Origin of the sequence: Bradyrhizobium sp. 187 (assembly GCF_023101005.1) — a bacterium.
Taxonomy (GTDB): Bacteria; Pseudomonadota; Alphaproteobacteria; order Rhizobiales; family Xanthobacteraceae; genus Bradyrhizobium; species Bradyrhizobium canariense_D.
Genome location: NZ_CP064693.1, coordinates 5,478,137 through 5,504,789, shown reverse-complemented (window position 1 = coordinate 5,504,789; position 26,653 = coordinate 5,478,137). Strand labels below are relative to the sequence as shown.

The window sequence follows — 26,653 nt, the reverse complement described above, 5'->3', positions numbered from 1 at the left end:
TACACTCGTCTCGACCAACCGGGGGAAGATCAAAACAGTCGGTGGTCACGGATGGGAAGGCTGGGATGGGCGATCGTGTTTGGTTCAAGCGTTTTCGGTTCAAGCCTATTGGGTTCAAGCCTCTTGGGTTCAATCGTCGTTTGTTGATCGCCTTGGTTTCGACCGGGCTGCTCTCCGTCTTCGCGATCCCCGCGGGGGCCGCGCAGGACGAGGAAACCAACGTCCAGAACCTGCCGCCGGTCGAGGTGACGGCGCCGCCGCGGTCAACGGCGCGGCGCACCGCGTCATCGCGTCCGGTCGCGCACATCGGAGCGCCGTCATCCGCCAGCCCCAAGACGCGCCTCTACGTCTATCCGACCGCGCCGGGTACCGGCAGAGGTCTTGACGTCGACAAGGTCCCCTCGGCGATCAACGCCGTCGACGCCAGCCAGATCAAGCGCACCGGCTCGCTGAACATCACCGACGCGCTTCGCGACAACATCGCCGGCGTCAACATCAGCGAGGTTACCGGCAATCCATTTCAGCCGGATGTCGAATTCCGCGGCTTCGTTGCCTCGCCGGTGACGGGCACGCCGCAAGGCCTCGCTGTGTATCAGAACGGGGTTCGCATCAACGAGGCCTTCTCCGACGCCGTCAACTGGGACCTGATCCCGACCGCGGCGATCCGGTCGGTGACGCTCGTGACCAACAATCCCGCCTTCGGCCTCAACGCGCTGGGCGGCGCGATCAATTTGCAAATGAAGGACGGTTTTACCTATCAGGGCGCGGAGCTTGATCTCATGGGCGGCTCGTTCGGCCGCATTCAGGGCTCGGCGCAATGGGGCAAGACGGTCGACAAGAACTACGGCGTCTATGCCGCGCTCGAAGGCCTGCACGACAACGGCTTCCGCAATTTCTCCCAATCGGACGTGCGGCGCTTCTACGGCGACGTCGGTTACAAGGCGGGCGACAGCGAATTCCACGCCAACATGGGCGTCGCCAAGAACGATTTCGGCGCCAACGCCACCGTTCCCGCCGAGCTGCTCGACAAATATTGGGGCGCGACCTACACGACCCCGCAGACCACTTCCAACCGCGTCGGCTATCTCAACCTGACGGGCAAGGTCGATGCGACGCCGACCTGGACACTCGAAGGCACCGCGCATGTGCGCAGGTACGAGCAGAAGCTCGTCGACGGCAATCCGACCGACGCGCAGGAATGCACTGACCCGGGGCTCGCTGGGCTTCTTTGCTTCGGCGACGGCGCCACACCGGCAAACGGCGTGAACGGCCTGCCGCTTGCCAATCCTTTCGCGTCCGGGACCATCCTCGGCGAGATCGACCGGAGCTCGATACGTTCGACCACCTTCGGCGTGTCGGGGCAGGCCACCAACACCGACCAGCTGTTCGGCCACGACAACCGCTTCGTGATGGGCGCGACCTATGACGCCAGTGTCACGCGCTATAACGCCACCGCCGAAATCGGCACGATCGGAGAAAGCTACGTCGTCAGCGGCGGCGGCCTCTTCCTGGGGCCGACTGGCGTACCTGATACCGTTGCCGGCCCTGTCTCGCTGCGGACCGTCAATCAATATAACGGCCTCTACGCAATGGACACGTTCAATATCACGGACGCCTTCGCCGTCACCGGCGGCGGCCGGTTCAACGTCGCGCGCATCACGCTGGAGGATCAGCTCGGGACCGATCTCAACGGCGATCACACCTTCACCCGCTTCAATCCGGTAATCGGCGGCACCTACAAGATCACGCCGGAGCTGACGGCCTACGCCGGCTATTCCGAGGCCAACCGCGTTCCGACGCCGCTCGAGCTCGGCTGCTCGGATCCAGCCCGTCCCTGTCTGATTGCCGCGTTTCTCGTCTCCGATCCGCCATTGAAGCAGGTCGTGTCCAAGACCGTGGAAGCGGGCCTGCGCGGCAGCAGGGAGCTGAACATCGGCACGCTCGGCTGGAAAATCGGCGGCTTCCGCGCCACCAATTACGACGACATCGTCGCCGTTCCCGCAGTCGGCCGCACCGGCTTCGGCTATTTCTCCAACGTCGGCCGTACCAGGCGTCAGGGGCTCGAAGCTGAGGTCAACATCAAGTCGCCCACGCTTCAGTTTCAGGCGAGCTACGCTTTCGTCGACGCACGCTATCTCGACGCTTTCGCGCTCGGTTCCGAAAGCCCGTTCAGGGATACTGTCACCGAGACCATTCAGGTGCTACCCGGCAACCAGCTCCCCGCGATCCCGCGCCATCGCGTCAAGGTCGGCATCGACTATGCCGTCACCGACGTGTGGAAGGTTGGCGGCAACGCGCTGTTCGTCTCCAGCCAATATCTGGTCGGCGACGAGTCCAACCAATATACGAAGCTGCCGTCCTACACCGTGTTCAACTTGCACACGTCCTACCAGGTGACCAAGAACGTCCAGCTCTACGGCAAGATCGACAATATCTTCGACAGGCGCTACGCGACCTACGGACAGTTCTTCGACCGCGAAGCCGTGCCCAACTTCACCAATGGCGGTGCCGAGTTCACCGACCCGCGCTCGCTCAGTCCGGCAAGGCCGCGTGCGTTCTATGCGGGGATGCGGGTGACGTTCTGATCTTGGCTCGGTAAGCCCGGGTTGGCGCCGCCCGGCATGGCGTGTCACGCCGGCTCTGCTCTACCTCAAGCCGATTGACTCATTGTTCATGTTTTGTTCTTATGCTGCTCGTCCAGCCAAGGGAGCGAGCCATGGACAACCGCATCAACGAAATCCGCAGGATCATCAGGGCGTTACGCGTCAGCATGCGTGAGGCCGAGGCGATCATGCATGAGCAGATCAACAGGGACGAGGACTGCAGCTTCGTCGCAGGCGAAGTCATGAAGATGCGCACGGTAATGAGCGGGCTCGTTCAGGAGCGGGCCGCGCTCGGAGACACCGACCCGATCGTCGTCGCCAGCCTGTTCGTTCCCCGCCGTCGGCCGATGCCATCGCGCGTCGGGGTTGAGAAGCGCAGCCTTGTTCCGCCGCGAAAGATGGCACGAGCATGAAGGGGGAGAGGCCGACCTACTTCTCCGACATGCAGGAGCCGCCGGAATTTCTGAAGGCGCTTCATCATGCGCGGCGCCTGTCCTGCCTCGAGGGTTGGTGCCGCATGCACATCGAGGCCATCCAGGTTGCGATTGATCAGTACGCGGAGGCGGCTCTCGGTAACCGGGAGTTCTTCCTCAATAAGCCGCACAGCATCGGTGGAAGTCGCAGCGGCGGCGACGTGCCGTGACAGCGGTGCGTGTCAGCGTATCGACCTTTTGACATCTCCGATGATCCCGCCCGCCGGCGAAGCTTGGCGTCGCGTTGTTTTTACCGATTGGAAACCATAGCGAATGATCCTAAAATTGTAACGAAACTGTTCGGCTGTCTCTGCGTCGGTTCGTCGGAGGGCCCGTCCGATGACAGAGCACCAGTTGAGAGAGCAGGAATTCCAGATCGCGCGGTACCGGCATTTGGAGCGCGAAGTGACCGATCCACTTGCCGCCTGTCTGCTTCACAGCATCATTGAAGACCTGGAGGCCGAGCTGCGCAGGAATAGCCCGGATTGGCTCGGGCCGCGCGATTAACGCTTTGTTAGCGCTGATCGTGTCGATATGCGCGAGGAAATACCAGGGGAGACTGCTCCCATGTTGAAGTACGGCACCTACGCCGCCTGGTACAAGACGCCGCTCGATCAGGGGACCGGGATCGTCCATATCGCAGACGGACAGATCTGGGGCTGCGACAGCCTGATGACCTATCACGGCTCTTGCAAGGTCGACGGCGATCGCTTCACCGCCACCGTGTCGACGAAGCGCCATACCGACGGACGCGCAACCGTGTTCGGCGTCGACGATGAGCTCACGCTGGACATCGAGGGAAACTGCCCGGGCAAGGTGGCGACCTACACGGCGACGGCAGCGCAAGCGCCGGGAATGATCCTCCAGGGTACGCTGATTCTGACGGAACAGCAGGCGCCCGCACCTGAACGAACCGGGCAGATGCCGCCGTTCAATCCCGACAAGCTGCCAAAGTTGCCGAAGCGCTCGCGCTGATCGCGGAAGCCCGCGCGCCACCGCGGCGGAAGGACCTCATGTCTGCTCCCGACCCAGGCAGACATTCCGCAATCCAGGCTCGCCAAGCAACGAGAACGGTCCCGTCGTTGGTCATGGCAACACCGAGCCAATTCATCCGCGCTGGATTCCCGCCGTCATCAAGCGATCACTGCGAATACGAAAGCTGATCTTCCGTGACGACTCGCTCGATTTTCTCCGACTTGCACTTGATGCGGTATCGGAGACGTCCATCGGACTCGATGGGCATATGCTGGACGATGGTGTAAATCATCGGTGGCTCAGTTGCGGCACGTCCTTGTGGGCCTTGGGGCTGGTGGCGAACGTCTTCATTCAGCTTGTAGGCATACGACATATATCTACCTCGAATTCACGGTGGCTCTGACGCGGGTCAGTCATTGTATCCCTGGCAGGACAGGCGCTTGGTCAAGCGGAAGAGGTTACCACAGTCTGATGCGGTCAAACCGCGTCATAAGTCAGTCGTTCTCTTGCTTGACCGGTGCAGACAGACAATCGCCCAGAGCGGAGCGGCGATGGCTGCAGCATACGCCATATTTGCGAAGTTTGGTCGTAATTTCCGAGCGGTATATGGCATTCTGTGAGCCTACGGGCCCTCGTATCGAGGGAACTGACAACTTCCTTGCCGGATTGGGCTGGAATTCGAATGACGGTGGGGCTGGTATTTCGGCTTTGGGGTAGCTCTGCCGACGATCGCCCTAGCCCCTTTCGGACAACTTTGTCGCATTCCGCAATCCTGCATCCTCGGCCCTCGGCTCGCCCGCTTCTCAAACGACCCGCGATTCGCCATGGTGCCACCGAAAGAGCATCACCCCGGAGCACGATCAATGTCGGACAAGGTCTCGCGTCGCCAGTTCGCCACGCTGGCGGGATTGTCCGCAGCCGGAATCGCCAATCCTCTCGAGGTCGCGGACGCCAAGCCCGCATCGCCGCCGCGAAACGTGGACGGTTTCCCCGCGGGCTTCGTCTGGGGCACGGCGACCTCGTCCTATCAGGTCGAGGGCGCGGTCAACGAGGACGGGCGAGGGGCCTCGATCTGGGACAAGTTCGTCCGCATCCCCGGCAAGATCGAGGATGGCTCGACCGGCGACCGCGCCAACGAGCACTATCACCGCTACAAGGAGGACATCGCGCTCATCAGGGAGCTCGGCTGCAAGGCCTATCGCTTCTCGGTGGCCTGGCCGCGGCTGTTTCCGGACGGCGACGGCAAGCCCAACCCGAAGGGACTCGATTTCTACAACCGCCTGGTCGACGAACTCCTCAAGAACGGCATCGAGCCGTGGCTGACGCTCTATCATTGGGACCTGCCGCAATCGCTCCAGGACCGGTTTGGCGGCTGGCGGTCGACGGAGACCTGCAAGATCTTCGGTGATTACGCGGCCTATGTCGCCGAGCACCTGACCGATCGCGTCAAGAACGTATTCACACTGAACGAGAGCGGTCGCTTCGTCTATTTCGGCTACGGCATCGGCATCGACGCGCCCGGCGTGACGCTGCCACAAGCCGAGGTCAACCAGATCAGGCACAACAGCGCGCTCGCGCACGGGCTTGCGGTGCAGGCGGTACGCGCCCATGGCCGCCGTGGCACCAGGGTGGGGCCGGCGGAGAACATCGATGCCTGTGCCCCCGCGATCGACACGCCGGAGAACGTCCGCGCCGCAGAGATCGCGCTGCGCGAAATGAACGCCGGCTATCTCAACGTCATCATGACGGGCCAGTACACCGACGCCTTCCTGAATTTCGCCGGGCGCGACGCGCCGAAATACACGGATGCGGAGCTGAAGATCATCTCCTCGCCGGTCGATTTCCTCGGCCTCAACATCTACGCGCCGCAGAACTATGTGGTGGCCTCCGACCAGGGCGCGGGCTTCATGCCGCTGCCGATCCCGAAATCCTTCCCGCACATGAATTCGGACTGGCTGCGCGTCGGCCCCGAGACGATCTACTGGGTGCCCAAGCTGGCGGCAAAGATCTGGAAAACGGACGCGATTTATATCAGCGAGAACGGCACCTCCGGCGACGACGTCGTGACGCCCGACGGCAAGATCTACGACACCGACCGCATCATGTATTTGCGCAACTACCTGGCCCAGCTCCAGCGCGCCACCGCCGAAGGCGTGCCGGTGCGCGGCTATTTCCTCTGGAGCCTGATGGACAATTTCGAATGGGTATTTGGGCTCAACAAGCGCTTTGGGCTCTACCACGTCAATTTCGATACGCAGGTGCGTACGCCGAAACTCAGCGCCAGCTTCTATCGCAACGTGATCGCGAAGAACGCAGCGGGGGTTTGATTGCTCTCCCTCGCCCCGCTCTTGCGGAAGGGCGACGAGCTTGGCTCGCGTTGAGAGGGCGGGGTGAGGCGGTTCCGCCAGCGCGCATTGACTCCCTTCGCCCGCTGATTCAAAACGCTTCCAACCGTTCAACAAGAGGATAATGCCAATGATCGACGCACTCATCATCGATGCCTGCCGGACCCCGCGGGGCGTTGGCAAGGCCGGCAAGGGGGCGCTCTCGGGCATTCATCCGCAGCAGCTGGGAGCAACCGTGCTGCGCGCGCTCGCGACGCGCACCGGCATCGACACCGCCGACGTCGACGACGTCATCTGGGGCTGCAGCGCGCAGGTCGCAACGCAAGGCGGCGATCTCGGCCGCATGTCGGCGCTGGACGCCGGCTACGACGTGCGCGCGAGTGCCGTAACGCTCGACCGCTTCTGCGGCTCCGGCATCACCGCCGTCAACATGGCCGCAAGCTCGATCATGTCGGGCACGGAGGACCTCGTCGTCGCCGGCGGCTGCGAGATGATGTCGATGGAAGGACGCCGCGGCGGCGGTCCGATGATGATGGACAACGGCAATCTGCGCCTGCGAGCGCGGCATCCGCAGTCGCATCAGGGCGTCTGCGCCGACGCGATCGCGACGCTGGAAGGCATCACGCGAAGGGACGTCGACGCGCTCGGCCTCGAAAGTCAGAAGCGTGCCGCGCATGCGATCGCGAACGGCCACTTCAAGAAGAGCCTCGTGCCGGTGCATCGCGAGGACGGCAGCCTCGCGCTCGACCATGAAGAATATCCGCGGCCGCAGACCACGATGGAAGGGCTGAGCGCTTTGAAGCCCGCATTCCCCGCAGTCGCCGACCATGCGCTCGACGACAGGGGCACGACCTATCGCGGCCTGATCCTGCAGAAATACCCCGACCTCGAGATCGACTTCATGCACCACGCCGGCAACTCGTCCGGCGTCGTCGACGGCGCCGCCGCGATCCTTCTGGCTTCGCCCGCTTACGCCAGGGCGCACGGCCTGAAGCCGCGCGCCCGCGTCGTCGCGATGGCGAATATGGGGGACTCGCCGACGCTGATGCTGAACGCGCCGGTGCCGGCGACGCGCAAGGTGTTGGCGAAGGCGGGGCTGACCATCGACGACATCGACCTGTTCGAGATCAACGAGGCCTTTGCCGTGGTTGCGGAAAAATACATCCGCGACCTCAAGCTCGACCGCGCCAAGGTCAACGTCAACGGCGGCTCGATCGCGCTCGGCCATCCCATCGGCGCCACCGGCTCGATCCTGATCGGCACCCTGCTCGACGAGCTTGAACGGCGCGACTTGAAGCGCGGTCTCGTCACCATGTGCGCGGCCGGTGGCATGGCCCCGGCCGTCATCATCGAACGTATCTAGCGCGAGCGAAGCTCGTCGCGCTCCCTAGAAATAAGGGAGAGAAAGTACCCGCGATCGCCACATCACGACGATCTAGGCTTATTTTCCAGGGTGAATCGCGACCGGACTCCGACAAAGAGGCCGGTCATCGCTTGTCGAAAGCATCGAATCAGCTTTAGCAAGGCTGCGTGCGGGCCTTTGAAACAAGGTAAAATCCGCTGCCTGAGGCTTCTCCCGCTCCGGAAGTGGCTAAAAAGCAGGGTTTTTTGCCACAGAGGGCCAAAAAAGCCCGTAAAACCCCGACAAAACTGTGCAGAAGGCTATAGGCCTTCACCGGTTGGTCTAATATGCAGCCGTCAACGAATCAGAGGAGACACGATGGCCACCCAAATGTCGAAATCGCAGCTGATCGAAAAGATCGCGACCACCACCGAGCTTTCCAAGCGTGACGTCAAGAGCGTCATGGAGACGCTGACCGACGTCGGTCACAAGGAGCTCAAGAAGAACGGCCTGTTCCTGGTGCCGGGCTTCGCCAAGTTCGTGGTCATCAAGAAGCCCGCCACCAAGGCGCGCAAGGGCACCAACCCGTTCACGGGCGAAGAGATGATGTTCAAGGCCAAGCCGGCCCGGAAGATCGTCCGCGCCCGCCCGGTCAAGGCCGCCAAGGACGCCGTGGGCTAACAACGCAAAGGCCCCCTCGAGCGAGGGGGCCTTTTGTTCGGGGCTGTCGCGAGGACTTGAGACGGAGGGCTCAACCCTTGCGGCGCTTCGCGCGGACCGGGATCGGCTGAAGCCGCGGTCCGGATGCCGCCAGCGCATCGCGAACCCCGTCTATGGCGCGATCGAGCAACTGGCGCAACCGCTGCGTCTTTCGCGATTGCTTCGCTTTTTCCAGCAGTTTCTTCATCGCATTCACTCCGCCGCTTCGACCTTGGCCTCGATTTTGGCCTCGGCCGGCTCGAGCGCCGCGGCGATGGCTTCGTCGACGCGCTCCAGCCAGATGAATTCGAGGTTGTCCCGCGCGCTCTGCGGGATATCGTCGTAATCTCGCTTGTTGCGCGCTGGCAGCATCACCCGCTTCAGGCCCGCGGCCGCGGCTGCCACCACCTTCTCCTTGATGCCACCGACCGGCAGCACCAGGCCGCGCAGCGAGATCTCGCCGGTCATGGCGGTGTCGCTGCGCACCGTGCGATTGGTGAGCAGGGACGTCAGCGCCGTGAACATCGCAACGCCCGCGCTCGGTCCGTCCTTCGGGGTCGCGCCTGCCGGCACGTGAACGTGGATGTCGCTCTTTTCGAACAGCTGCGGATCGATGCCGAGCTGCGTGGCCTTGCTCTTCACCAGCGTCATCGCAGCCTGCACGCTCTCGCGCATGACCTCGCCGAGCTGGCCGGTCAGGATCATGCCGCCGCGGCCTGATACCCGCGAGGCCTCGATGAACAGGATGTCGCCGCCGACCGGCGTCCAGGCCAGGCCAGTGGCCACGCCTGGAATGCTGGTGCGCTGCGCGATCTCGCCTTCGAAGCGCGGCTGGCCGAGCACAGTGCCGATGTCCTTTGGCGTCACGACGATCTTGGCAGCCGTGCCCTCGGCGACCTGCACGGCAGCATGGCGGAACAGCTTTCCGATCTCCCGCTCGAGGTTACGCACGCCGGCTTCGCGGGTGTAGCCCTTGACCACCAGCTTCAGCGCCTCCGGCTCGATCTCGGCCTGCTCGGCGGTCAAGCCGTTGGCCTCGAGCTGCCGGCGCACCAGATAGCGCTTGGCGATCTCCAGCTTCTCATCCTCGGTGTAGCCGGCGAGGCTGATCAGCTCCATGCGGTCCAGCAACGGACCCGGGATCTGGTCCAGCATATTGGCGGTCGCGATGAACACCACGCGCGACAGGTCGAAGGGCACGCCCAGGTAATTGTCCCGGAACGTCCCGTTCTGCTCGGGGTCGAGCACCTCCAGCATCGCGGCGGAAGGATCGCCCTGCACGCCGCGGCCCATCTTGTCGATCTCGTCCAGCATCATGACGCAGTTCCGGGCGCCGGCCTTCTTGATGCCCTGGATGATGTTGCCAGGCAGCGCGCCGATATAGGTGCGCCGGTGGCCGCGGATCTCGGCCTCGTCATGCACGCCGCCGAGGCTGACGCGCACGAAGGGACGGTCCATCGCGCGTGCGATGGACTGGCCGAGCGAGGTCTTGCCGACGCCGGGCGGTCCGACGAAGCACAGGATCGGCGCCTTGCCCTGCGGCGCCAGCTTGCGCACCGCCAGATATTCGATGATCCGGCTCTTGATCTTCTCCAGGCCAAAGTGATCGGCGTCGAGGATGCGGCGCGCTTCCTTGATGTCGATCGGCTTCTCCGCGGGCAGTGCCCACGGCAGCTCGATCAGCCAGTCCAGGTAAGTGCGGACCATGCCGGCCTCGCCGGCGGCCTCCGGCATGCGCTCGTAGCGGCGCAGCTCCTTCTTCGCATGTGCATCGGCCTCGGGCGGCATGTTGGCCTTGGCGATGGCAGCGGTCAGCTCGGCCACCTCGGCCGCCTTGCCGTCGCCTTCGCCGAGCTGGCGCTGAATGGTCGCCATCTGCTCGCGCAGGATCGCTTCGCGCTGCCGCTCGTCGAAGCTGGCGCGGGTCTGCTGGCCGATCTCGTTGCTGATGCGCAGCACCTCCAGCCGTTCGGCCAGATGCTTCGACACCTTCTCGACACGCAGAGCGAGGTCGATGGTCTCCAGCACCTCCTGCTTGTCCTGCGGCTTGATGTCCATGAACGAGGTCGCCAGGTCCGCCAGCGCGCCGGGCGCCGTGGTGCCCTGGAACATCGCGACCAGTTCGGGCGGCGCCTGCGGCAGCAGCTCGATCGCCTCGATGGCCTGGCGCTGCAGGTTCAGCCCGCGGGCCTCGATCTCGGGCGTGCTGGTGGTCGGCTCCGGAATCTGCTGGATCCGCGCGGCCGGGAACGGCGTCCCCGGCAGGAAGTCGAGGATGCGCGCGCGCTGCACGCCCTGGCAGACGATGTGATGGGTGCCGTCGGGCGCGGTGATGTAGCGCACGATGTTGGCGATGGTCGCGACCCGATAGAGGTCGTCCGGTCCGGGCTCCTCGGTCTCGGGGCTGCGTTGCAGGACGATGCCGACCGGTCGCTGCTCGCGCAGCGCCTGTTGCGCGGCGGCGACCGACTTCGGCCGCGCGATCGCGATCGGCGCGATGGCGCCGGGGAACAGCACCATTTCGCGCACGGGAATGATGATCAGCGCGTCTTCGGGAATCTTCACGTCGGAGTTGCTCTGGGGATTGGTCGGTGCGGTATTCATTGGTTCGGTGGTCATGATCGACCTCAGGATTTGGCGAGGCGCAGCGCGACGCAGCCGTCCATCACGAAGCGGCTGATGGCGTAACGGCCAACGGGCAATGCAATGCGGCGCTCAAAACGCCCCTGCGGCAGTTCGAGCCGGTGGATGCGGGCGTTGCGAAGCTCTGGCGGAAGGGTGCGCTGGCCGGAGATGACGAGCACGCCGTCATGGATGACAGTCTCGACATTGTCGGGATTGACGCCGGGAAGCGCGACCAGGATCAGGAGCTCATGCTCGGTTTCGAGCACGTCGATCGGCGGCTCCCAGCAGGCTTCCTGCCGGCCGAACTGCTGGCGCAGCCGTTCGGCGCGGGTCAGCGAGTCCAAGGCTTCGGACAGCATCCAGTCGAGGGGATTTTTGGGTTGCATGATGCGGGCTCGGCGGGTGAGGAACGCTGAATATGGGGCCGGTTCCCGAGAATTCCAGCCCGGCTGCGCGCAGGTGCCATGCGGATCGTGCGATCCGAAAACAAGCGCCGCGGCCTTCCGGGCCGCGGCGTTCCGTCGTCACCCTATGTGTGCCTCAGGCCGCCTGGCGGTATTCCTCTTCCGCCTCGAGGTTGATCACGGAGGTGGCGAGCTCGGTCAGGGCGTGATCTGTCGCCTCTTCCTCGTCCAGCGTCGCCTGCAGCAGCTTTGCCGCGTCCTGCATGCCGAGCTCCTCGGCCCAGGTGCGCAGCGTGCCGTAGCGGGAGATTTCGTAATGCTCAACCGCCTGCGCGGCTGCGAGCAGGCCTGCGTCGAGCGCAGGAGCGTTCTTGAACTCCTTCATGATCTCGGCGCCTTCGTCGGTGATGCCGTTGATCGCTTCGCAAGGCTTGCCGCGGGCCGGCTTGCCCAGCATCTTGAAGATCTGCTCCAGACGTTTGACCTGGCCCTGGGTCTCGCGCAGATGCTTGTTGAAAGCCGCCGCGAGCTCCTTCGAGTTGGCGGCCTTGGCCATCTTGGGCAGGGTCTTGATGATCTTGTTCTCGGCGAAATAGATGTCCTTGAGCGTCTCCAGGAATAGGTCGCTCAACATCTTCGGCGCCTGACGGGCGCGGCCCGTCGACGATTTCTTGGTTGTGCGCTTCTTCGCTTTTTTGGCCATAAATCCTCCTCTTGAGGCGACACGGGAAGGCATCGCCTTCCTCAATCCTCAGGCGATCCAAGCCTTTCGGTGAACGAAAGTTCCAAACGGCAAGCTGCACTCGGCGCGTCGCTCAGGTCGGACGCTTGTACGGGTCTTCCTGGCGCTGCCGCTCTTCCGTCGCGCGGTCGAGACGGGCCCGCTCGCTGCGACGGAGGTGACCGGCCTTCATCACTCCGTAGACGAGGGCGCCGCCAAGCACGAACGCGCCGATGAACCAGAGCCAAAGCATCTGGGTCGAGGCGTGGCCCAGCAACATGCTAACACCGCTGTCGCTCATAGATGATCTCCACCATGTCCCTTGCGGTCATGGTCAGCTAAGTCGGATGGCGGAAGGTCGTTCCTCAACCAGCCCTCGTCGCATGCGGCGCCTCACACCGGATTGGCGACAGGCTGCCGCACCGAACTCCCTCTCGGCTCGCCCGCACGTGCGGTGAAGTCCCCGGCCTCGGTCGAGGTCCGCAGCCATTTCGTCACATCGCCGATCGCCTCCCGCGGCGATCGGCCGAATTTCCTCAAGCCCCGGAAATATTCCAGCTGAAGATGGGCCGAGGTGCCGCGCTTGGGGATGGTCTTGAGATGCTGGATATCGTCCTCGATGCGAAGATGCGCGATGTCGGGCGCCAGCATGGCGATCACCGTCTCAAGCCAGGTCCTGAACGAGACCGGCTCGAACGACACCAGGTCGATATACGTCCCGTCGGTTCCGTAGCGCTGGGCACGCCAGCGGTTCTCCTCGATCAGCGCGCGGTGCACGGCCGAATGGGTGGCGTTAAGATCCGGATGGTGCACGGCGTGCCTGACCAGCGCGCGAAACAGCGCCGCGATCGCCACCGAGTCGGCAATTGCCGTGCAGCAATCGGTGATGCGCAGCTCCAGGGTGGGATGTTGGAGCGAAGGCCGGAGCGCCCACCACACATAGGTGGCATTAGGGACGATGCCTGCATCGACCAGGGTCTTCACATAGGTCTCGTATTCCGCGAGGTTGCGAAACATTTCGGGAAAGCCGGTCCGGGGCAGGGCGTCGTTTGCGGCATTGCGGTAGCCGAGCAGTCCCGTGGGGTAGCCGCACCAGAACGGCGACGAGGTCGACAGCGCCAGCAGCAGCGGCAGGAATGGCACGAGGCGGTGCATGATCTCGACCCGGTGGTCTGGCTCGGGCACCTCGACGTGAACGTGCAGCCCGCTGATCGGATTGCCCAGGCCAACCATCCCGAGGTCGCTGATGACCTTGCTGTAGCGGCGCTTGCGCGTCATGCGCTGCTGCTGGGGTTGAGCCAACGGATGCGTCCCCGCCGCGACGATGCCGACCCCGTGCTCCTTGCCGACCTCGGCCAGGACCGCGCGGTAGTGTGCAAGCTCAGTGACGGCATCGGCTGAAGTCGCCAATGGCGGCGTCGCCACTTCGATCTGCGATTGTAGGATCTCGGTGGTCAGCCGCTCCCCAAGGCGTTTCTGGGCGGCTGCCATATAGGGCTTGGGCAGCTCAGACTTCGGTGCCGCCGATTGGCGGTTGACCAGAAAATATTCCTCCTCAATGCCGAAGCGGTAACGGTGCATGACCTACGCTGCCCCTTGCGCCTTCGCATGCTGACGAACCGCGTCTCCGAAGGCAGAGAGAATGCGGGCCGACGCGTGGTCGGAGCTCGCCCAATAATCCGGATGAAAGATCGTGCCGAGCGCAAAAGCGCTCGCGCCTTCGACGCTGACGGCCTCGACCGAGCCGTCCTCGGCCACGGCCTCCGCCACAAGCCCCGGTGCGAGATCGGCGATCAGGCAGCTGTGCAGAGAATTCACCGAGATGGCGTCTGTGCCGCAGATCTGCTGCAACACGCCGCCTTTGCGCAGCGTTACTTTTTGCCGCAGCCGATAGCGGGCATCCTCATTGTCCGCCTCGGGCGTGCCGTGGCGTCGATCCTCGGGCAGATCGTCCGGCTCTTTCGCGAGCGTGCCCCCAAACGCGACGTTGAGCTCCTGGATTCCACGGCAGACGAACAGAGCGGGAATGCCGCGCGCCAGCGCGCGCGGAATCAGGCGTAGTGCGACCTCGTCGCGGAATTCATCAAATGGACCATCGCGCGCTTCGTCGGCCGTTTGTCCGTAACGGGAGGGATGGACGTTGGTCTGCCCCCCGCCGATGAAGAGGCCGTCGAGGCGGTCGAGATACGCATCGACATCTGCTTCCGGTGCCGCGGGCAGGACCCGCGGCACGGCGCCCGCGACGAGGCCGACGGCGTTGACGCAGATCAAGGCGACCGAGGCCAGCTGTTCGCCGCGCGCAACCATGGAATCCGAGAGGATGCCGACCTGTGGCGCGCCGCTGCGGGCTTGCCACTGGCCACGGGATGCGGTGAGCCGCCACTGCTGAAGACCGTACGCCACTGCGTCCGCGGCGCCGCCGAATTGGTGAATGGCGGCCTGGAGTTCTCTGACGTTTGTCCCTAATCGAAGCGCCCAGCGGCTGCAGGAAATGGGATCGTGCGGATCAATTCTGGAATGGGGCTCGTGCAATTGTCTGGGCTGCTTCTATTGGTGTGTCGATGCCGAGGGCAACGGCAATCCTGCAGAATGGTTGCTTCGCGATTGAGCTGCTTGATGTTTTTGAGCACACGCTGAACTAACTTTTGTTATTGCGACGTGCTTGGGCCGTCGGATCGGAAGAGGCGCCATGATCGATTTCTCCCTGTCCGCCTTCGTGACGCTGCTGCTGGTGGTCGATCCCGTTGGTCTCGTGCCCGCCTTCCTCGCCGCGACCGGAGGAATGCCCGACAAGACCAAACGCACGATCGCGCTGCGCGCGCCGCTGATTGCGGCGTCGATCCTGGTGGTGATCGCCACGATCGGAAACTGGTTGCTGCGCCAGCTCGGGATCGGCATCCCCGCGTTCCAGATCGCCGGCGGGCTGCTGCTGTTCGGCGTGTCCTACCAGATGATATTCGGCGACCGTCCGCATCGCGAGGCCCGCGAGGCCGACAAGGCAACCTCCGAGCATGCCTCCGACGTCGCGGTCTTCCCGCTGGCCATCCCGATGATGGCCGGTCCCGGCGCGATCGCGACCACGCTGCTCCTGACCGGCGATGCAGGCTACGGGCCGAGGCTCGCGATCATCATCGCGGTCGTGCTCGCCGTGTGCCTGCTCTGCATGCTCTGCTTTGTCTCGGCGAGCCTGATTGCCCGCACCCTCGGGCGTACCGGAAATGCGGTGCTGTCGCGCGTGCTCGGCATGTTGCTCGCGGCCTATTCGGTGCAGTTCGTGATCAACGGAATCGCGGCCGTCCGGGCGGGCCTGCCCTAGAGCTGCGACAATCTGTTAATAGTTTGATTTTCATGTTTATTCCATGATGCCATGAGGCAGCTGACGGGATCGTGCGCGACCCGGTCCGCTTTCTCTTGCGCTGCCACATTGCTTTGACGTACTCCCCGTCTGACAGGCGCCCACCGTCAGGAAATCGAGATGTCGATGACAGCGGACGAGCTCGACAAGAGACAGGCCATCATCGGCGCCTGCCGCCGCATGAATGCGCTCGGCATCAACCAGGGCACCTCGGGCAATATCAGCGTCCGGCATGTGGACGGGCTTCTGGTCACCCCGACCAGCGTGCCCTACGACGCCATGACGCCGGACCAGATCGTGTTCATGACGATGGACGGATCGCACGCGCCCGATCAGAAGCCGTCCAGCGAGTGGCGCTTCCACCTCGACATCCTGAAGGCCCGGCCAGACGTCGACGCCGTCGTCCACGCCCATCCGACCTATTGCACCGTCCTGGCGATCATGGGCCTGGAGATCCCGCCCGTGCACTACATGATCGCAGCCGCCGGCGGCGACAGCATCCGTTGCGCGCCCTATGCCACCTTCGGAACGGCGGAGCTGTCCGAACATGCCGTGCGGGCGCTGGAGGGCCGGCTTGCCTGCCTGCTCGACCATCACGGCATGATCGCGATCGGCAAGTCGCTGGACAAGGCGATGTGGCTCGCCGTCGAGGTCGAGACGCTGGCGCGGCAATATCACGGCTGTCTCCAGATCGGAGAGCCGCCGCTGCTGTCGAGCGCCGAGATCGAGCGGGTCCGCCAGCGCATGTCCGGTTACGGCAGGTCGGAAGAGTAGGGCGGACAGAACGTGTTCCTGCGGATCAGACATCTCGCCGACCGCAAGGGGACGAACCGCATCATGGTTCGGCTGCGGGCGCTGCTGCGCAGCAACGAATTCTATCTGATCCCGCTGGCGCTGGTGATCGGCACGCTCGCCGGCGCCATCGTGACGCTGATGGCCGAGATTGCGCAGATTGCCCACATGGTGATCTACGGCATTCCCATCGACGTCCGCCTGTCCGCCAATACCAGCGTCAGTCCCTGGGCCGCGCTGATCGCGCCCGCGCTGGGCGGGTTGGTGCTTGGTATCATGGAGTGGTGGCGGCGACGGCTGAAGCTCTCCAGCGCGGTCGATCCGATCGAGGCGAACGCGCTGCGCGGCGGCAATCTGTCGATGCGCGACAGCGTGGTGGTGTCCAGCCAGACGCTGATCTCGAACGGCTGCGGCGCCTCCGTCGGCCTCGAGGCCGGCTATACCCAGATCGGCTCGGGTATCGCCTCGTTGCTCGGCAAGTTCTTCAATCTGCGCCGCAACGATCTGCGCCTGATCGTCGGCTGCGGTGCCGCTGCGGCGATCGCGGCGGCCTTCGGTGCACCGATCACGGGCGCCTTCTACGCCTGCGAGCTGATCGTCGGCGTCTACTCGGTCGGCAGCGCGGCGCCGATCCTCGCCGCCTCGCTCGCGGGCGCCCTGACCGCGCAATGGCTCGGCGGCGCGCCATACTCGCTCGAAATACCCAAGGTCAGCGCCGTCGGCGTCGAGCAATATCTGGCGCTGATCGGTCTCGCGCTCGTCACCAGCGGTGTCGGCATCGCCGTGATGCGCTCGTCCTCGATGTTCGAGCGCCTGTTCAAATGGCTGCCGGTCTGGCTGCGTCCGGTGATCGGCGGCCTCATCGTCGGCGGCTTTGCGATTGTCACGCCGCAGGTGTTGGCGGCCGGCCACGGCGCAATGGTGCTCGATCTCTTTCACGACATGACGATCGGCCTGATCGCGCTGATCATCGCCTTGAAGGTGACGGCCTGCCTGATCTCGCTCGCCTCCGGCTTCCGCGGCGGCCTGTTCTTTGCCTCGCTGTTCGTGGGCAGCCTGATCGGAAAGTTCTTCTCCGCGGTGCTGCTCTTGATCAGCCCGAACTTCGTGATCGATCCGCTGGTCGCGATGCTGACGGGCATGGCGACGCTGGGCGTCGCCATCGTCGGCGGTCCCTTGACCATGTCGTTCCTCGTGCTCGAGATGACCCGCAACGTCGACGTTACCGCCGTAGTGCTCGCCGGCTGCATCGTCACCTCGATCTGCGTCCGCTTCATGTTCGGGCACTCCTTCTCGACCTGGCGCCTGCATCTGCGCGGCGAGACCATCCGCAGCGCCAACGACGTCGGCTGGCTGCGCAACCTCACCGTCGAGCGGCTGATGCGCTCAGATGTTGGCAAGGTGCCGTCGACCACGACGATCGCCGCGGTCCGCCGCGAATTCGCGCTGGGCTCGCGGCCCGGGATCGTCATCGTCAACAATGCGGACGAATATGTCGGGCTTGTCCTGCTGCCCGACCTGTTCTCGGGCGACCTCGACACCATCGCCGACGAAATCCAGGTGATCGAGCTCGCGCGGCTGACCGAGATCGTGCTGATCCCGGAAATGAACGTGAAGTCGGCGATGGCGGTGTTCGACGAGGCGGAGGCCGAGATGCTGGCGGTGGTCGATTCCACCGACAGCCGCAAGGTGGTCGGCTTCCTTACCGAGACCTTCGCCCGCCGCCGCTATGTCGAGGAGATCGACAAGGCGACGCGCGGCGTACTCGGCGCGCTGTCGTAAGGTCACGCGGAAGCGGGACGGCGTGCGTCATGCGCCGCCGTCCGCGCCTGCTATCGGCCTGGCTGCGAGGGAGCAGCGACGACGCTCGCCACGATCCGGCGGACCAGCGGCAGCACCATCAGCAGCGTCGGAAAGGCGACGAGCCATGACAGCGCCCAGGCGCCCGGCCAGGTCGCGAGGAACGCCGGCGTTGCGCCGAGGCTTCGAAGGGTGGAAATGACCGACACCACGGCCGTCATGAGGATGGACAGCACAAATGGCATCACGATCGACGCATAGCGCGCCGGCAGTTTGCGAACCGCAATCATCTGGTTTCTCTTGGAATAAGACGCGTCAGTCACGGTGAACCCAAGAACGGCATCGATCCCGACGGCGTCGGTTGATGCGTTGGTTCACGTAAAACGCTTACGGCGACCGAAAAACGGTGCGCCTGTTCATTATCCGCTCATGTTGGATGGTTCAAGCTGGATCTGGACGTTCGATTTACAATCGTTCAACGCGTGGCAGATTGCCGCGATCACGAAACCATTTCAGTGGTTTGCCCGTTAAGTGGTGTTTGATTATGTCGCTTTGAGCGAGAACAGGAAGGTCAAGATGAATAAGGGACCGATGATTTCTGCAGCCGGCCGCAACGTTGGGCTGGCAGCTTTCGCAAGTCTTGTTCTGATGACGGCCCCGATCACCCCTTCGGCTGCCAACTCGCCCGCGCCCGCCAAGGCCGCTGCCGCGGGCCCGGCCGCTCCGGCTGCCACCGATTTCAGCGCGGCTCGCCGCCATCGCTATTATCGTCGAGGCCCGAACGCTGCAGGCCTCGCCTTCATGGGCGCGGCGGCAGGTCTGATCGGCGGCGCGATCGCAGAGAGCAGGCGCCAGGAGTACTACGAGGACCGCTATAATTACGGCCCGGGTCCTTACTACGGCGGCCAGGGATATTACGGCGGCGGTCCCTACTATGGTCCGCGTGGCTATTATCAGCCTTATTAGGCGCCTGTCCTCGCCGCAGTCTCGTTTCGCGCCAAGGGGCGGTGTTTTGCACCGCCCCTTGTTGCTTCTGCGCGAGGCGTCTCATTGCGCGACCTGTGTCGCGGGCGCGTCAATCCCCTCCAGAAAAAATATTCCACTTTACCGAAATTCGGTTTTAGCGTATGTGTCGTCCATCCCGGCTCATCCTTGAGGGGCGATCTTGTGGTCGTCATGTTCGCGAGCCGGGCTTGCGGTGGACGCGGCAGCGTTCGGGTGCGAGAGGCCAAGGGCAGGGCGGATTGCTCTCCGTGAGCCCAAGGCTTCGTTCCGACGAGCGGCGCTGCTAGGTTCGTCTCGTCATCAGGTCGGCGGCAACGTGCACAAATCCGTCGAAACCGGTGGCGAAATGGCGGGCCGTGCGTACGGCAAAACCGTGTGGTCCTGGCCGTCGTTGCTACGGTCAAGCTCTTGCGGATGCGGCAGTCGCGTCAACCGGCGCGCTGTCGGCGACTTCTGCGAGGACGAGGGAGGCCAGAACGAACTCGGCTCCCGGGAGAGCACGGCATAAGCCGTCCAACCATCGCGCAGGGAAGGCCGATTGATTGGCTACACCTGTATGCTGCTGTGCGGTTTCCTTGCGCTACATTTTCGCGCAGCGGACCGCGGGTGCCAGCCGGCACCCGGCCTTCCCTGCGCCCTCTTGGACAAGAGGGTCGAGCGACGAAGCAAAGCTCGGGCGAAATCAGCCGCGAGAACGCGAAGGCGTGTCTGCGATTGGACTGGCGCTGCCGCCTCATACTCCGTCATTGCGAGCGCAGCGAAGCAATTCAGAAATGCATCCGTGGAAAATGTCTGGATGCTTCGTCGCAAGAGCTCCTCGCAATGACGACGTGGAGGCAGTTTCGCTGATCGCGCTAGGCTTCCGGCATCACCGTCCCGCTGGTGCAGACATCGCGCCGTTGGAATAGCGGGACCAGTCGGGCCCGGTCGGCTGCGACGGCCAGAGCGCGGCGTTGGAGTCGCGCACCGACTGGGTGATGGGATGGGGCTGCGCCTTGCGGACATGACGGCGGTCGTTCGCCGCGGCAGTCTGGATGGTGGCGGCGGCAATCAGCGTCGCGCCGAGAATGATGAAAGTCTTTTGCATTGTTTCTTTCTCCCGTGACGACGCCCGGCTGTGAGATGTGTGTTTTGTGTGTCGCCGTCGCGGCTGACATGGCGACGCGCCCGGCCGATATCACCGCTCGCGACATCACATTGGGGCGAGCCAATTTTCTAGCCTCGGCTAAATATTCGGCAATGGCGACCGGTGGCACCGGTGGACTTGCCTGCTCCAATCCGGTTCAATGGGCCAAATCTGGTTTTCAGGCGACAATGATGTCGAAATATCTGCTGGTCCTTCTGCTGATCGCCTCGCCGGCCGTGGCGCAGGTCAAGCTGACCCCAAAAACATCGGCGGCGCATCCGGACCCCTGCGCGCCGATCGGGCGGACCGCGGACGGCAAGCTGGTCTACTCCATGAAATGCGAGAATTTGCCTGTGCCGCCTCCGTCGCCGCAGGCGGAACTGAGGGAGGCGCCGCAGCCCGCCGCCGAGCCGGAGCCCGAGACGCGGCGGAGTGGCGTTTTCGGCTGGTCCTACGACCGCAGGTAACGGGCCGCGCCCCTTGCGCGAAGCCCGACGGAGTGCTCTTTGCCTGAAAATTCCCCGTGGGGCCACCGCCCCGATCCAGAGAGATGAGATGACCAAACTCGTTATCCGCGCCGGCGACTTCACCTTCGATGCCCGTTTCGAGGAGCAAGCGGCGCCCAAGACTGTCGCCGCGTTCCGCAAGGCGCTGCCGTTCGAAAGCCACATCATCCACGTGCGCTGGAGCGGCGAGGGGGTGTGGATGCCGCTCGGCGACTTGGACTTCGGTGTCGGTTACGAGAACCATACCAGTTATCCCGCGCCCGGCCAGATCATCCTCTATCCCGGCGGCATCAGCGAGACCGAGATCCTGATGGCCTATGGCGGCGTGCACTTCGCGAGCAAGATGGGCCAACTCGCCGGCAACCATTTCATCACGCTGACCTCTGGCCTGGAGAATCTGGCGACGCTCGGCAAGAGCGTGTTGTGGAAGGGCGCGCTGCCGATCCGCTTCGAGGAAGTCTGAGTGACTGATGCCCGCTACCCGCGCGATCTCCGCGGTTACGGCCGCAACCCGCCGCACCCGCAATGGCCCGGCAACGCGAGGGTCGCGGTGCAGTTCGTCGTCAATTTCGAGGAGGGCGGCGAAAACAACATCCTGCATGGCGACCCGGCCTCGGAAGCGTTTCTGTCCGACGTGCTCGGCGCACAGCCTTGGCCCGGCCAGCGCCACGCCAACATCGAATCGATGTTCGAGTATGGCTCGCGCGCCGGCTTCTGGCGGCTCTGGCGGATGTTCAGCGAGCGGAAGTGGCCGACTACCGTGTTCGGCGTCGCCACAGCGCTGAAGCGCAATCCGGAAATCGTAGCTGCCATGAAGGAAGCGGGCTGGGACATCGCCAGCCACAGCCTGAAGTGGATCGAGCACAAGGACATGACCGAGGCGCAGGAGCGCGCGGAGATCGCGGAAGCGATCCGCGTCCACACTGCGGCGACCGGCTCGCGGCCGCTCGGCTGGTACACCGGACGCTCCTCGATCAACACCAACCGTCTGTTGATGGAGGAGGGCGGCTTCCTCTATCTCTGCGATTCCTACGCCGACGATCTGCCCTATTGGGTCAAGGGCGCCAGCGGTAAGCAGCTCGTCATTCCCTATACGCTCGACGCCAACGACATGCGCTTCATCAATCCGCAAGGCTTTGCCGAAGGCGAGCAGTTCTTCACCTATCTGAAGGATGCCTTCGACGTGCTCTATGCCGAAGGCGAGAGCGCGCCGAAGATGATGTCGGTCGGCCTGCACTGTCGTCTCGCCGGTCGCCCCGGCCGCGCGGCGGGGCTGATCCGCTTCCTCGACTACATCGGCAAGCACGAGCGCGTCTGGGTGCCGACGCGATTGCAGATCGCCCAGCATTGGCACGACAAGCTCGCGCACCTTGCGGCCGACGCATTCGAGATCGGGTGAGGACGATGTCGCAGATATCGCTGTCTGATCTCAATGCCGCCGATGAAGCCGATTTCGTTGCCGCGCTCGCCAACGTCGTTGAATATTCGCCGTGGATCGCCGGTCAACTGGCCGCGAAGCGACCGTTCGCCGGCATCAACCAGTTGCACGCCGCGCTGATGGCGGCGATCCAGAGTGCCGAACCCGAGGTGCAATTGGCGTTGATCCGGGCGCATCCGGACCTCGCCAACAAGACCCAGCGCGCGGCGGGGCTCACCGCGGAATCGACCGACGAGCAGAACAGCGCCGGCCTCGACCGGCTGTCGGAGGCCGAATACGCGGCGTTCGAGCGCGTCAACAATGCCTATCGCGACAAGTTCGACATCCCCTATATCGTCTGCGTGCGCCGTCACACCAGGGATTCCGTGCTGCGCGATTTCGAGACGCGATTGCGCAATATCGCCAAGACCGAGACGCGACGTGCGATCGAGGAGATCGGCCGTATCTCGGCGTTGCGGCTTGATCAACTCGTCGAAGCCGATGACAAGCTCAAGGTCCACGGCCGGCTCTCGACCCATGTGCTGGACAACCACGCCGGCAAACCCGCGCCGGGCATTCCGGTCGAGCTGGTCGAGCTCGCGAATCTCGGCGAGAGCCGCGTGATAGCGCGCGCGGTGACCAATGCGGACGGCCGCACCGACCAGCCGCTGATCGGGGGCCGGCCGCTGCCGATCGGCCGCTACGAGCTCCGGTTTAGCGTCGCCAAATATTACGCCCAGCGCAACGTGCAGCTCACCGACCCGCCGTTCCTCGACGAGATCCCGCTACGCTTTGCGATCAGCGAGCCGGAAAGCCACTATCACGTGCCGCTGCTCGTCACGCCCTGGAGCTATTCGACCTATCGCGGCAGTTAATTGCCGAACTTGTCGTGCAGCGCCGGAAACAGCCGGTCCGGCTTGAAGGGCGGCGCCGTGAAGCGGATGCCGGTGGCGTCCGCGATCGCGTTGCCGAGCGCGGCGGCGACCGGATTGTACGGACTCTCGCTCATCGACTTCGCCCCCAGCGGGCCGATCGTGTCGGAGGTCTCGGCGAAGAGGACCTCGGTGCGGGGGACATCGGCGAAAGAGGGCAGGTGATAGTCGCGGAATTTGGGGTTGGCGACGCGGCCGTCCGCGTCGATCACCATCTCCTCGTAGAGCGCGGCACCAAGCGCCTGGGCGACACCGCCTTCGACCTGGCCGCGGCATTGCATGGGATTGGCGACGACGCCGGCGTCCGCCGCATGCACGCTCCTGAGAATCCGGAGCTCGCCGGTGCCCTTGTTCACGGCGACGCGAAAGCCCTGCACGTTGAAGCCGACCGAACGCGGCGTGCCGCCGGAATTGCCGGCGCCTGCGAACGGCTGTCCGCGCTCGCGCGCGAGCTTTGCCAACTCGACAAAGGACATGCGCCGTACGCCACTGACGACGGCCTCGCTCTCGAGCGTGCAGCTGCCGACGTCGCAGAGCCATGCGCCGGCGGCGGCCGCCTTCAGCTCGGTTGCGAGCTGCATGGCTGCGGCATGCGTCGCCTTGCCGGCGACGAACATGCCGGCGCTGCCATAGGCGCCGGTGTCGTGGCCGCCATGGGCGGTGTCGGACTGGCGCAGGCGGATCCGGTCGACGGTGGTCGCAAGCGTCGTCGCCGCGATCTGCCGGTGCACGGTGCTGGTGCCGTTGCCGAATTCGGCGGTGCCGACGGTGAGGTCGAAGCCGCCGTCCTCGTTGAGCGCGACCGTCGCATCCGCGAGATGGCCCGCCGGGGGCACCGTGTCGATCATGGTCAGCGCGACGCCGTCGCCGATCAGCCACTCCGGCGACAGGTCCGGCTGCGGGCCATCAGCCTGCATCGCGCGCTCGACGAGGTCGAGGCACTGGTCGAGCCCGTAGGAGCCGTAGAGCACGTCGTGAAATTCCGATGGCGGTGGCGACAGCATGGGGTCGCCGGGCTTGACGACGTTGCGCCGCCGCATCTCGTAAGGGCTGATGCCAAGCTGCTTGGCCAGTTCGTCGATCGCGGCCTCGACCGCGATCAGTGTTTGCGGCAAGCCATAACCGCGAAACGCGCCTGCCGGCACTGTATTGGTGTAGACCGCGTGGCCGTCGACCCGCTTGTTCCGGCAATTGTAGACGCTGATGGATTCCGCCAGCGAGTGGAACATCACCGGGCCGGCATGATTGCCGTAGGCGCCGGTGTTGGAGAGCACGTCGAGCTGGAGCGCGGTGAGCTTGCCGTCCGCGTCGGCACCGGCCTTGACGTGGACCCGCATCGGATGCCGCGTCGAGGTTGCGATGAACTGCTCCTCGCGCGTGAGCTCCAGCTTCACCGGCCGCCCGGTCTTGAGCGCGGCGAGCGCCAGAATGTCCTCGACGAACATCTCCTGCTTGCCGCCAAAGCCGCCGCCGACGCGCTCGCAGAACACGCGGACCTTGTCCATGGGAAGCTCGAAGATATCAGACAGCGCGCGCCTGGTCAGGAACGGCACCTGCGTCGAGGTGCGGACATTGAGCACGCCGGAAGCGTCGAGCCAGGCGAGGCCGCCGTGGGTTTCCAAAGCGGCATGCTGCACACGGTGACTATGGAAGGTGCCCTCGAAGGTGACGGCGGATGTCGCAAGCGCAGCCCCGACGTCACCGAATTCGCCATGCGTCTCCGCGGCGAGGTTGCGCTGGGCGTCGGCGACGCGGTTCGCGGTGGTGCGGTCGGGATGAATGATGGGTGCGCCGGGCGCCATTACTATTTCAGGGTCGATCAGCGCGGGGAGGACTTCGTAGTCGACCTTCAGCCGGCGGCAAGCATCCTCGGCGGCGGCTTCGCTGTCTGCGACGACGGCGGCGACCTTCTGGCCGATGAAGCGGACGATTTCATCGAGGACACGAGTGTCCTCGGGATCCATCCAGTCCTTCTCATGCCGCGCTGTCGACATCAGAGTGGTTGGCGCATCCTCATGCGTCAGCACCGCCTGCACGCCGGGAACGCTCAGCGCTTCCGACTTGTCGATTGCGACGATCCTCGCGTGGGCATGCGGCGAACGGAGCAGCTTGATATGCAGCAGGCCGTCGATCTGCGTGTCGAACGTGTAGCGGGCCTTGCCGCGCACGATATCGCGGCCAGCCGGCGCCGGCAGGCTGCGGCCGAATGCGGCGCCGGCCTCGACGCTCTCCTCGATGTTGGTCTTGCCGAGCAACGCATCCTCGATCGAACGATACCCGGTGCAGCGGCAGATATTGCTCTTCAGCGCGACGCCGAGATCGGTGCGCTGCGCCTGGTTCAGCGAGGCGCAGGTCAGGATCATGCCGGCGGTGCAGAAGCCGCATTGAAAGCCCTGCGCATCGAGGAAAGCCTGCTGCATCGGGTGCGCGCCGCCGTCTCCGCCCAGACCTTCGATCGTGGTGACGGCACGACCTTCGGCGCGGAAGGCCGGGATCAGGCAGCTATGCACCGGCTCGCCGTCGAGCAGCACCGTGCAGGCGCCGCAATCGCCGGCGTCGCAGCCCTTCTTCACGCCGAAATGGCCGAGCTCGCGCAGGAACGTGCGCAGGCACTGGCCGGCGCGTGGCTCCTGCGGAAACGTCGTGCCATTGACCTCGAAGCTCATGACGACGGTGCTCCGAGGAGTTCGTCGCGGATCTCTTCGGCAAGCCGCAATGTCATGTGCTTGCGCCAGAGCGGCTTGCCATGGATGTCGGTGTGGTACAGATCGTCCGTGATCTGCTGCGCGATGGCCTCACGAAGCGCTTTCGCGTCGCGAGCCTCGCGAAAGGACAACCGGATCGGCCGCACCGTCGACGCGGTGACCGTGAGCGTCAGCGTGCCATCGGCATCCAGACTGCCGATCACCAGCGCCGCCGAGCGGCCGACCGGCGCCAGCGAGATCTGGCGGAAGGCCGTACGACGCTTCAGCGCGGCGATCGGAATATCGATCTGCCGGAGTAGGTCGCCCGGCGCCAGAAGGTTGCGCTGGTTGCCGGTGACGAAGTCGACGACGGGCATCATCTGTTCGCCGCCGCCGGCCTTCCAGATGGTGCAGACGCCGTCCAGCGCCGCGGTGAGCGAGATCATCGGTCCCGCCGGCAGCGACATGCAGAGATTGCCGCCGACCGTCGCCGTCTTCCATATCTTGAACGAAGCAAGGAAGGCGCGGCAGCACTGGTTGATCAGCGGTGCTGCGAACCAGTCGGGTGGGCAGGCGAATCCATCGAGCTGCGCGACGGTGCAGGTGGCCGCGATGCTGAAATGGCTCTCGGTGACCGTCAGCGCCGGCCATTCGAGATCGGTGAGATCGATGAGCCGAGTCAGGTGAACCTGCGGCTCCGAGAACAGCCAGGTGCCGCCCGCGAGCCAAGCATCACCTGGCGTCCAAACGGGCAGCTGCGCCCGCGTTTGCGGATGGGCGACCGCTGTGATGGTATTCAAGTCCATGGCGACGCCAACGCTTCCAACGAGTGAATCGAGCCGGGAGAAA

The 26,653-nt window shown here is 64.4% G+C and carries 27 protein-coding genes; 16 read left to right on the top strand and 11 right to left on the bottom strand.

The features are described 5' to 3' along the window. Nucleotides 1-65 precede the first annotated feature (65 nt). The 8 genes from IVB19_RS26635 to IVB19_RS26600 all read left to right on the top strand — a co-directional run bounded on the left by IVB19_RS26635 (nt 66) and on the right by IVB19_RS26600 (nt 8,419). On the top strand, nt 66-2,585 hold the full coding sequence (locus IVB19_RS26635; RefSeq protein WP_018460278.1) for a TonB-dependent receptor: 2,520 nt from the start codon (nt 66-68) through the stop codon (nt 2,583-2,585). A gap of 131 nt (nt 2,586-2,716) precedes the next feature. Further along, a complete protein-coding gene (locus IVB19_RS26630; RefSeq protein ID WP_085384859.1) occupies nt 2,717-3,016 on the top strand; it encodes a hypothetical protein in 300 nt (99 codons plus the stop codon). Next, the gene (locus IVB19_RS26625; protein ID WP_018460276.1) at nt 3,013-3,246 is read left to right on the top strand and encodes a hypothetical protein; all 234 of its coding nucleotides are present in this window, start codon (nt 3,013-3,015) and stop codon (nt 3,244-3,246) included. The genes IVB19_RS26630 and IVB19_RS26625 overlap by 4 nt, the downstream gene beginning before the upstream one ends. A 169-nt stretch (nt 3,247-3,415) precedes the next feature. Then, nucleotides 3,416-3,583, top strand: coding sequence for a hypothetical protein (locus tag IVB19_RS26620; protein WP_162847266.1), 168 nt, complete (start codon nt 3,416-3,418; stop codon nt 3,581-3,583). A 60-nt stretch (nt 3,584-3,643) separates the two neighbouring features. Beyond that, nucleotides 3,644-4,051: a hypothetical protein gene (locus IVB19_RS26615; RefSeq protein WP_247820097.1), complete on the top strand. Its 408-nt coding sequence runs from the start codon at nt 3,644-3,646 to the stop codon at nt 4,049-4,051. 863 nt (nt 4,052-4,914) lie between these two features. Continuing rightward, entirely contained in the window at nt 4,915-6,378 is a 1,464-nt protein-coding gene (locus IVB19_RS26610) for a GH1 family beta-glucosidase (RefSeq protein WP_085361044.1), read from the top strand. Between the two features lie 148 nt (nt 6,379-6,526). Beyond that, entirely contained in the window at nt 6,527-7,759 is a 1,233-nt protein-coding gene (locus IVB19_RS26605) for an acetyl-CoA C-acetyltransferase (protein WP_247335377.1), read from the top strand. A gap of 357 nt (nt 7,760-8,116) precedes the next feature. Further along, a complete protein-coding gene (locus tag IVB19_RS26600; protein ID WP_007601427.1) occupies nt 8,117-8,419 on the top strand; it encodes an HU family DNA-binding protein in 303 nt (100 codons plus the stop codon). Nucleotides 8,420-8,489: 70 nt separating this feature from the next. Here IVB19_RS26600 and IVB19_RS26595 read toward each other — a convergent pair whose 3' ends face one another. The 7 genes from IVB19_RS26595 to IVB19_RS26565 form a co-directional block, all read right to left on the bottom strand. Further along, nucleotides 8,490-8,645 carry a hypothetical protein gene (locus IVB19_RS26595; protein WP_247295101.1) on the bottom strand — a complete coding sequence of 52 codons (156 nt, stop codon included), beginning with the start codon at nt 8,643-8,645 and terminating at the stop codon, nt 8,490-8,492. Nucleotides 8,646-8,650: 5 nt separating this feature from the next. Beyond that, nucleotides 8,651-11,056, bottom strand: coding sequence for an endopeptidase La (lon, locus tag IVB19_RS26590; RefSeq protein ID WP_247335373.1), 2,406 nt, complete (start codon nt 11,054-11,056; stop codon nt 8,651-8,653). Between the two features lie 8 nt (nt 11,057-11,064). Next, on the bottom strand, nt 11,065-11,448 hold the full coding sequence (locus tag IVB19_RS26585; protein ID WP_007601432.1) for an Hsp20/alpha crystallin family protein: 384 nt from the start codon (nt 11,446-11,448) through the stop codon (nt 11,065-11,067). 154 nt (nt 11,449-11,602) lie between these two features. After that, nucleotides 11,603-12,169: a YciE/YciF ferroxidase family protein gene (locus IVB19_RS26580; RefSeq protein ID WP_018460267.1), complete on the bottom strand. Its 567-nt coding sequence runs from the start codon at nt 12,167-12,169 to the stop codon at nt 11,603-11,605. 112 nt (nt 12,170-12,281) lie between these two features. Further along, a complete protein-coding gene (locus tag IVB19_RS26575; protein WP_026233987.1) occupies nt 12,282-12,488 on the bottom strand; it encodes a hypothetical protein in 207 nt (68 codons plus the stop codon). Between the two features lie 92 nt (nt 12,489-12,580). Further along, nucleotides 12,581-13,768: a carboxylate-amine ligase gene (locus IVB19_RS26570; RefSeq protein WP_018460265.1), complete on the bottom strand. Its 1,188-nt coding sequence runs from the start codon at nt 13,766-13,768 to the stop codon at nt 12,581-12,583. Nucleotides 13,769-13,771: 3 nt separating this feature from the next. After that, nucleotides 13,772-14,590 (bottom strand): gamma-glutamyl-gamma-aminobutyrate hydrolase family protein, encoded by an 819-nt coding sequence (locus tag IVB19_RS26565; protein WP_018460264.1) that lies wholly within the window; start codon nt 14,588-14,590, stop codon nt 13,772-13,774. Between the two features lie 286 nt (nt 14,591-14,876). Here IVB19_RS26565 and IVB19_RS26560 point away from each other — a divergent pair, with 286 nt between their 5' ends. The 3 genes from IVB19_RS26560 (at nt 14,877) to IVB19_RS26550 (ending at nt 18,116) form a co-directional block, all read left to right on the top strand. Then, complete coding sequence (locus tag IVB19_RS26560; protein WP_018460263.1) at nt 14,877-15,503, top strand: MarC family protein; 627 nt, start codon at nt 14,877-14,879, stop codon at nt 15,501-15,503. A 159-nt stretch (nt 15,504-15,662) separates the two neighbouring features. Next, nucleotides 15,663-16,316 (top strand): class II aldolase/adducin family protein, encoded by a 654-nt coding sequence (locus tag IVB19_RS26555; RefSeq protein ID WP_247453680.1) that lies wholly within the window; start codon nt 15,663-15,665, stop codon nt 16,314-16,316. Between the two features lie 12 nt (nt 16,317-16,328). Next, complete coding sequence (locus IVB19_RS26550; protein WP_085361046.1) at nt 16,329-18,116, top strand: chloride channel protein; 1,788 nt, start codon at nt 16,329-16,331, stop codon at nt 18,114-18,116. Between the two features lie 50 nt (nt 18,117-18,166). Here the strand turns inward: IVB19_RS26550 and IVB19_RS26545 are convergent, their stop codons facing one another. Then, a complete protein-coding gene (locus IVB19_RS26545; RefSeq protein ID WP_247404786.1) occupies nt 18,167-18,424 on the bottom strand; it encodes a DUF2798 domain-containing protein in 258 nt (85 codons plus the stop codon). 286 nt (nt 18,425-18,710) lie between these two features. Between IVB19_RS26545 and IVB19_RS26540 the strand changes: the two genes are divergently transcribed. Next, entirely contained in the window at nt 18,711-19,100 is a 390-nt protein-coding gene (locus IVB19_RS26540) for a hypothetical protein (RefSeq protein WP_247295092.1), read from the top strand. Between the two features lie 907 nt (nt 19,101-20,007). Here the strand turns inward: IVB19_RS26540 and IVB19_RS26535 are convergent. Next, on the bottom strand, nt 20,008-20,226 hold the full coding sequence (locus IVB19_RS26535; protein WP_007612884.1) for a hypothetical protein: 219 nt from the start codon (nt 20,224-20,226) through the stop codon (nt 20,008-20,010). 227 nt (nt 20,227-20,453) lie between these two features. Between IVB19_RS26535 and IVB19_RS26530 the strand changes: the two genes are divergently transcribed. The 4 genes from IVB19_RS26530 (at nt 20,454) to uraD (ending at nt 23,063) form a co-directional block, all read left to right on the top strand. Then, nucleotides 20,454-20,732 (top strand): hypothetical protein, encoded by a 279-nt coding sequence (locus tag IVB19_RS26530; RefSeq protein ID WP_018456703.1) that lies wholly within the window; start codon nt 20,454-20,456, stop codon nt 20,730-20,732. Between the two features lie 88 nt (nt 20,733-20,820). After that, the gene (locus IVB19_RS26525; RefSeq protein WP_007601448.1) at nt 20,821-21,234 is read left to right on the top strand and encodes a DUF3830 family protein; all 414 of its coding nucleotides are present in this window, start codon (nt 20,821-20,823) and stop codon (nt 21,232-21,234) included. Next, complete coding sequence (puuE, locus tag IVB19_RS26520; protein ID WP_247543003.1) at nt 21,235-22,170, top strand: allantoinase PuuE; 936 nt, start codon at nt 21,235-21,237, stop codon at nt 22,168-22,170. A 5-nt stretch (nt 22,171-22,175) separates the two neighbouring features. After that, nucleotides 22,176-23,063, top strand: a complete 888-nt coding sequence (uraD, locus tag IVB19_RS26515) for a 2-oxo-4-hydroxy-4-carboxy-5-ureidoimidazoline decarboxylase (protein ID WP_247297950.1) — start codon at nt 22,176-22,178, stop codon at nt 23,061-23,063. Here uraD and IVB19_RS26510 read toward each other — a convergent pair. Together IVB19_RS26510 and IVB19_RS26505 are read right to left on the bottom strand one after the other, a co-directional pair. Next, the gene (locus IVB19_RS26510; protein ID WP_247297948.1) at nt 23,060-25,786 is read right to left on the bottom strand and encodes a molybdopterin-dependent oxidoreductase; all 2,727 of its coding nucleotides are present in this window, start codon (nt 25,784-25,786) and stop codon (nt 23,060-23,062) included. The genes uraD and IVB19_RS26510 overlap by 4 nt on opposite strands. Further along, a complete protein-coding gene (locus IVB19_RS26505) occupies nt 25,783-26,610 on the bottom strand; it encodes an FAD binding domain-containing protein (RefSeq protein WP_247297945.1) in 828 nt (275 codons plus the stop codon). Before IVB19_RS26505 ends, IVB19_RS26510 begins: the two co-directional genes overlap by 4 nt. Nucleotides 26,611-26,653: the final 43 nt, after the last annotated feature.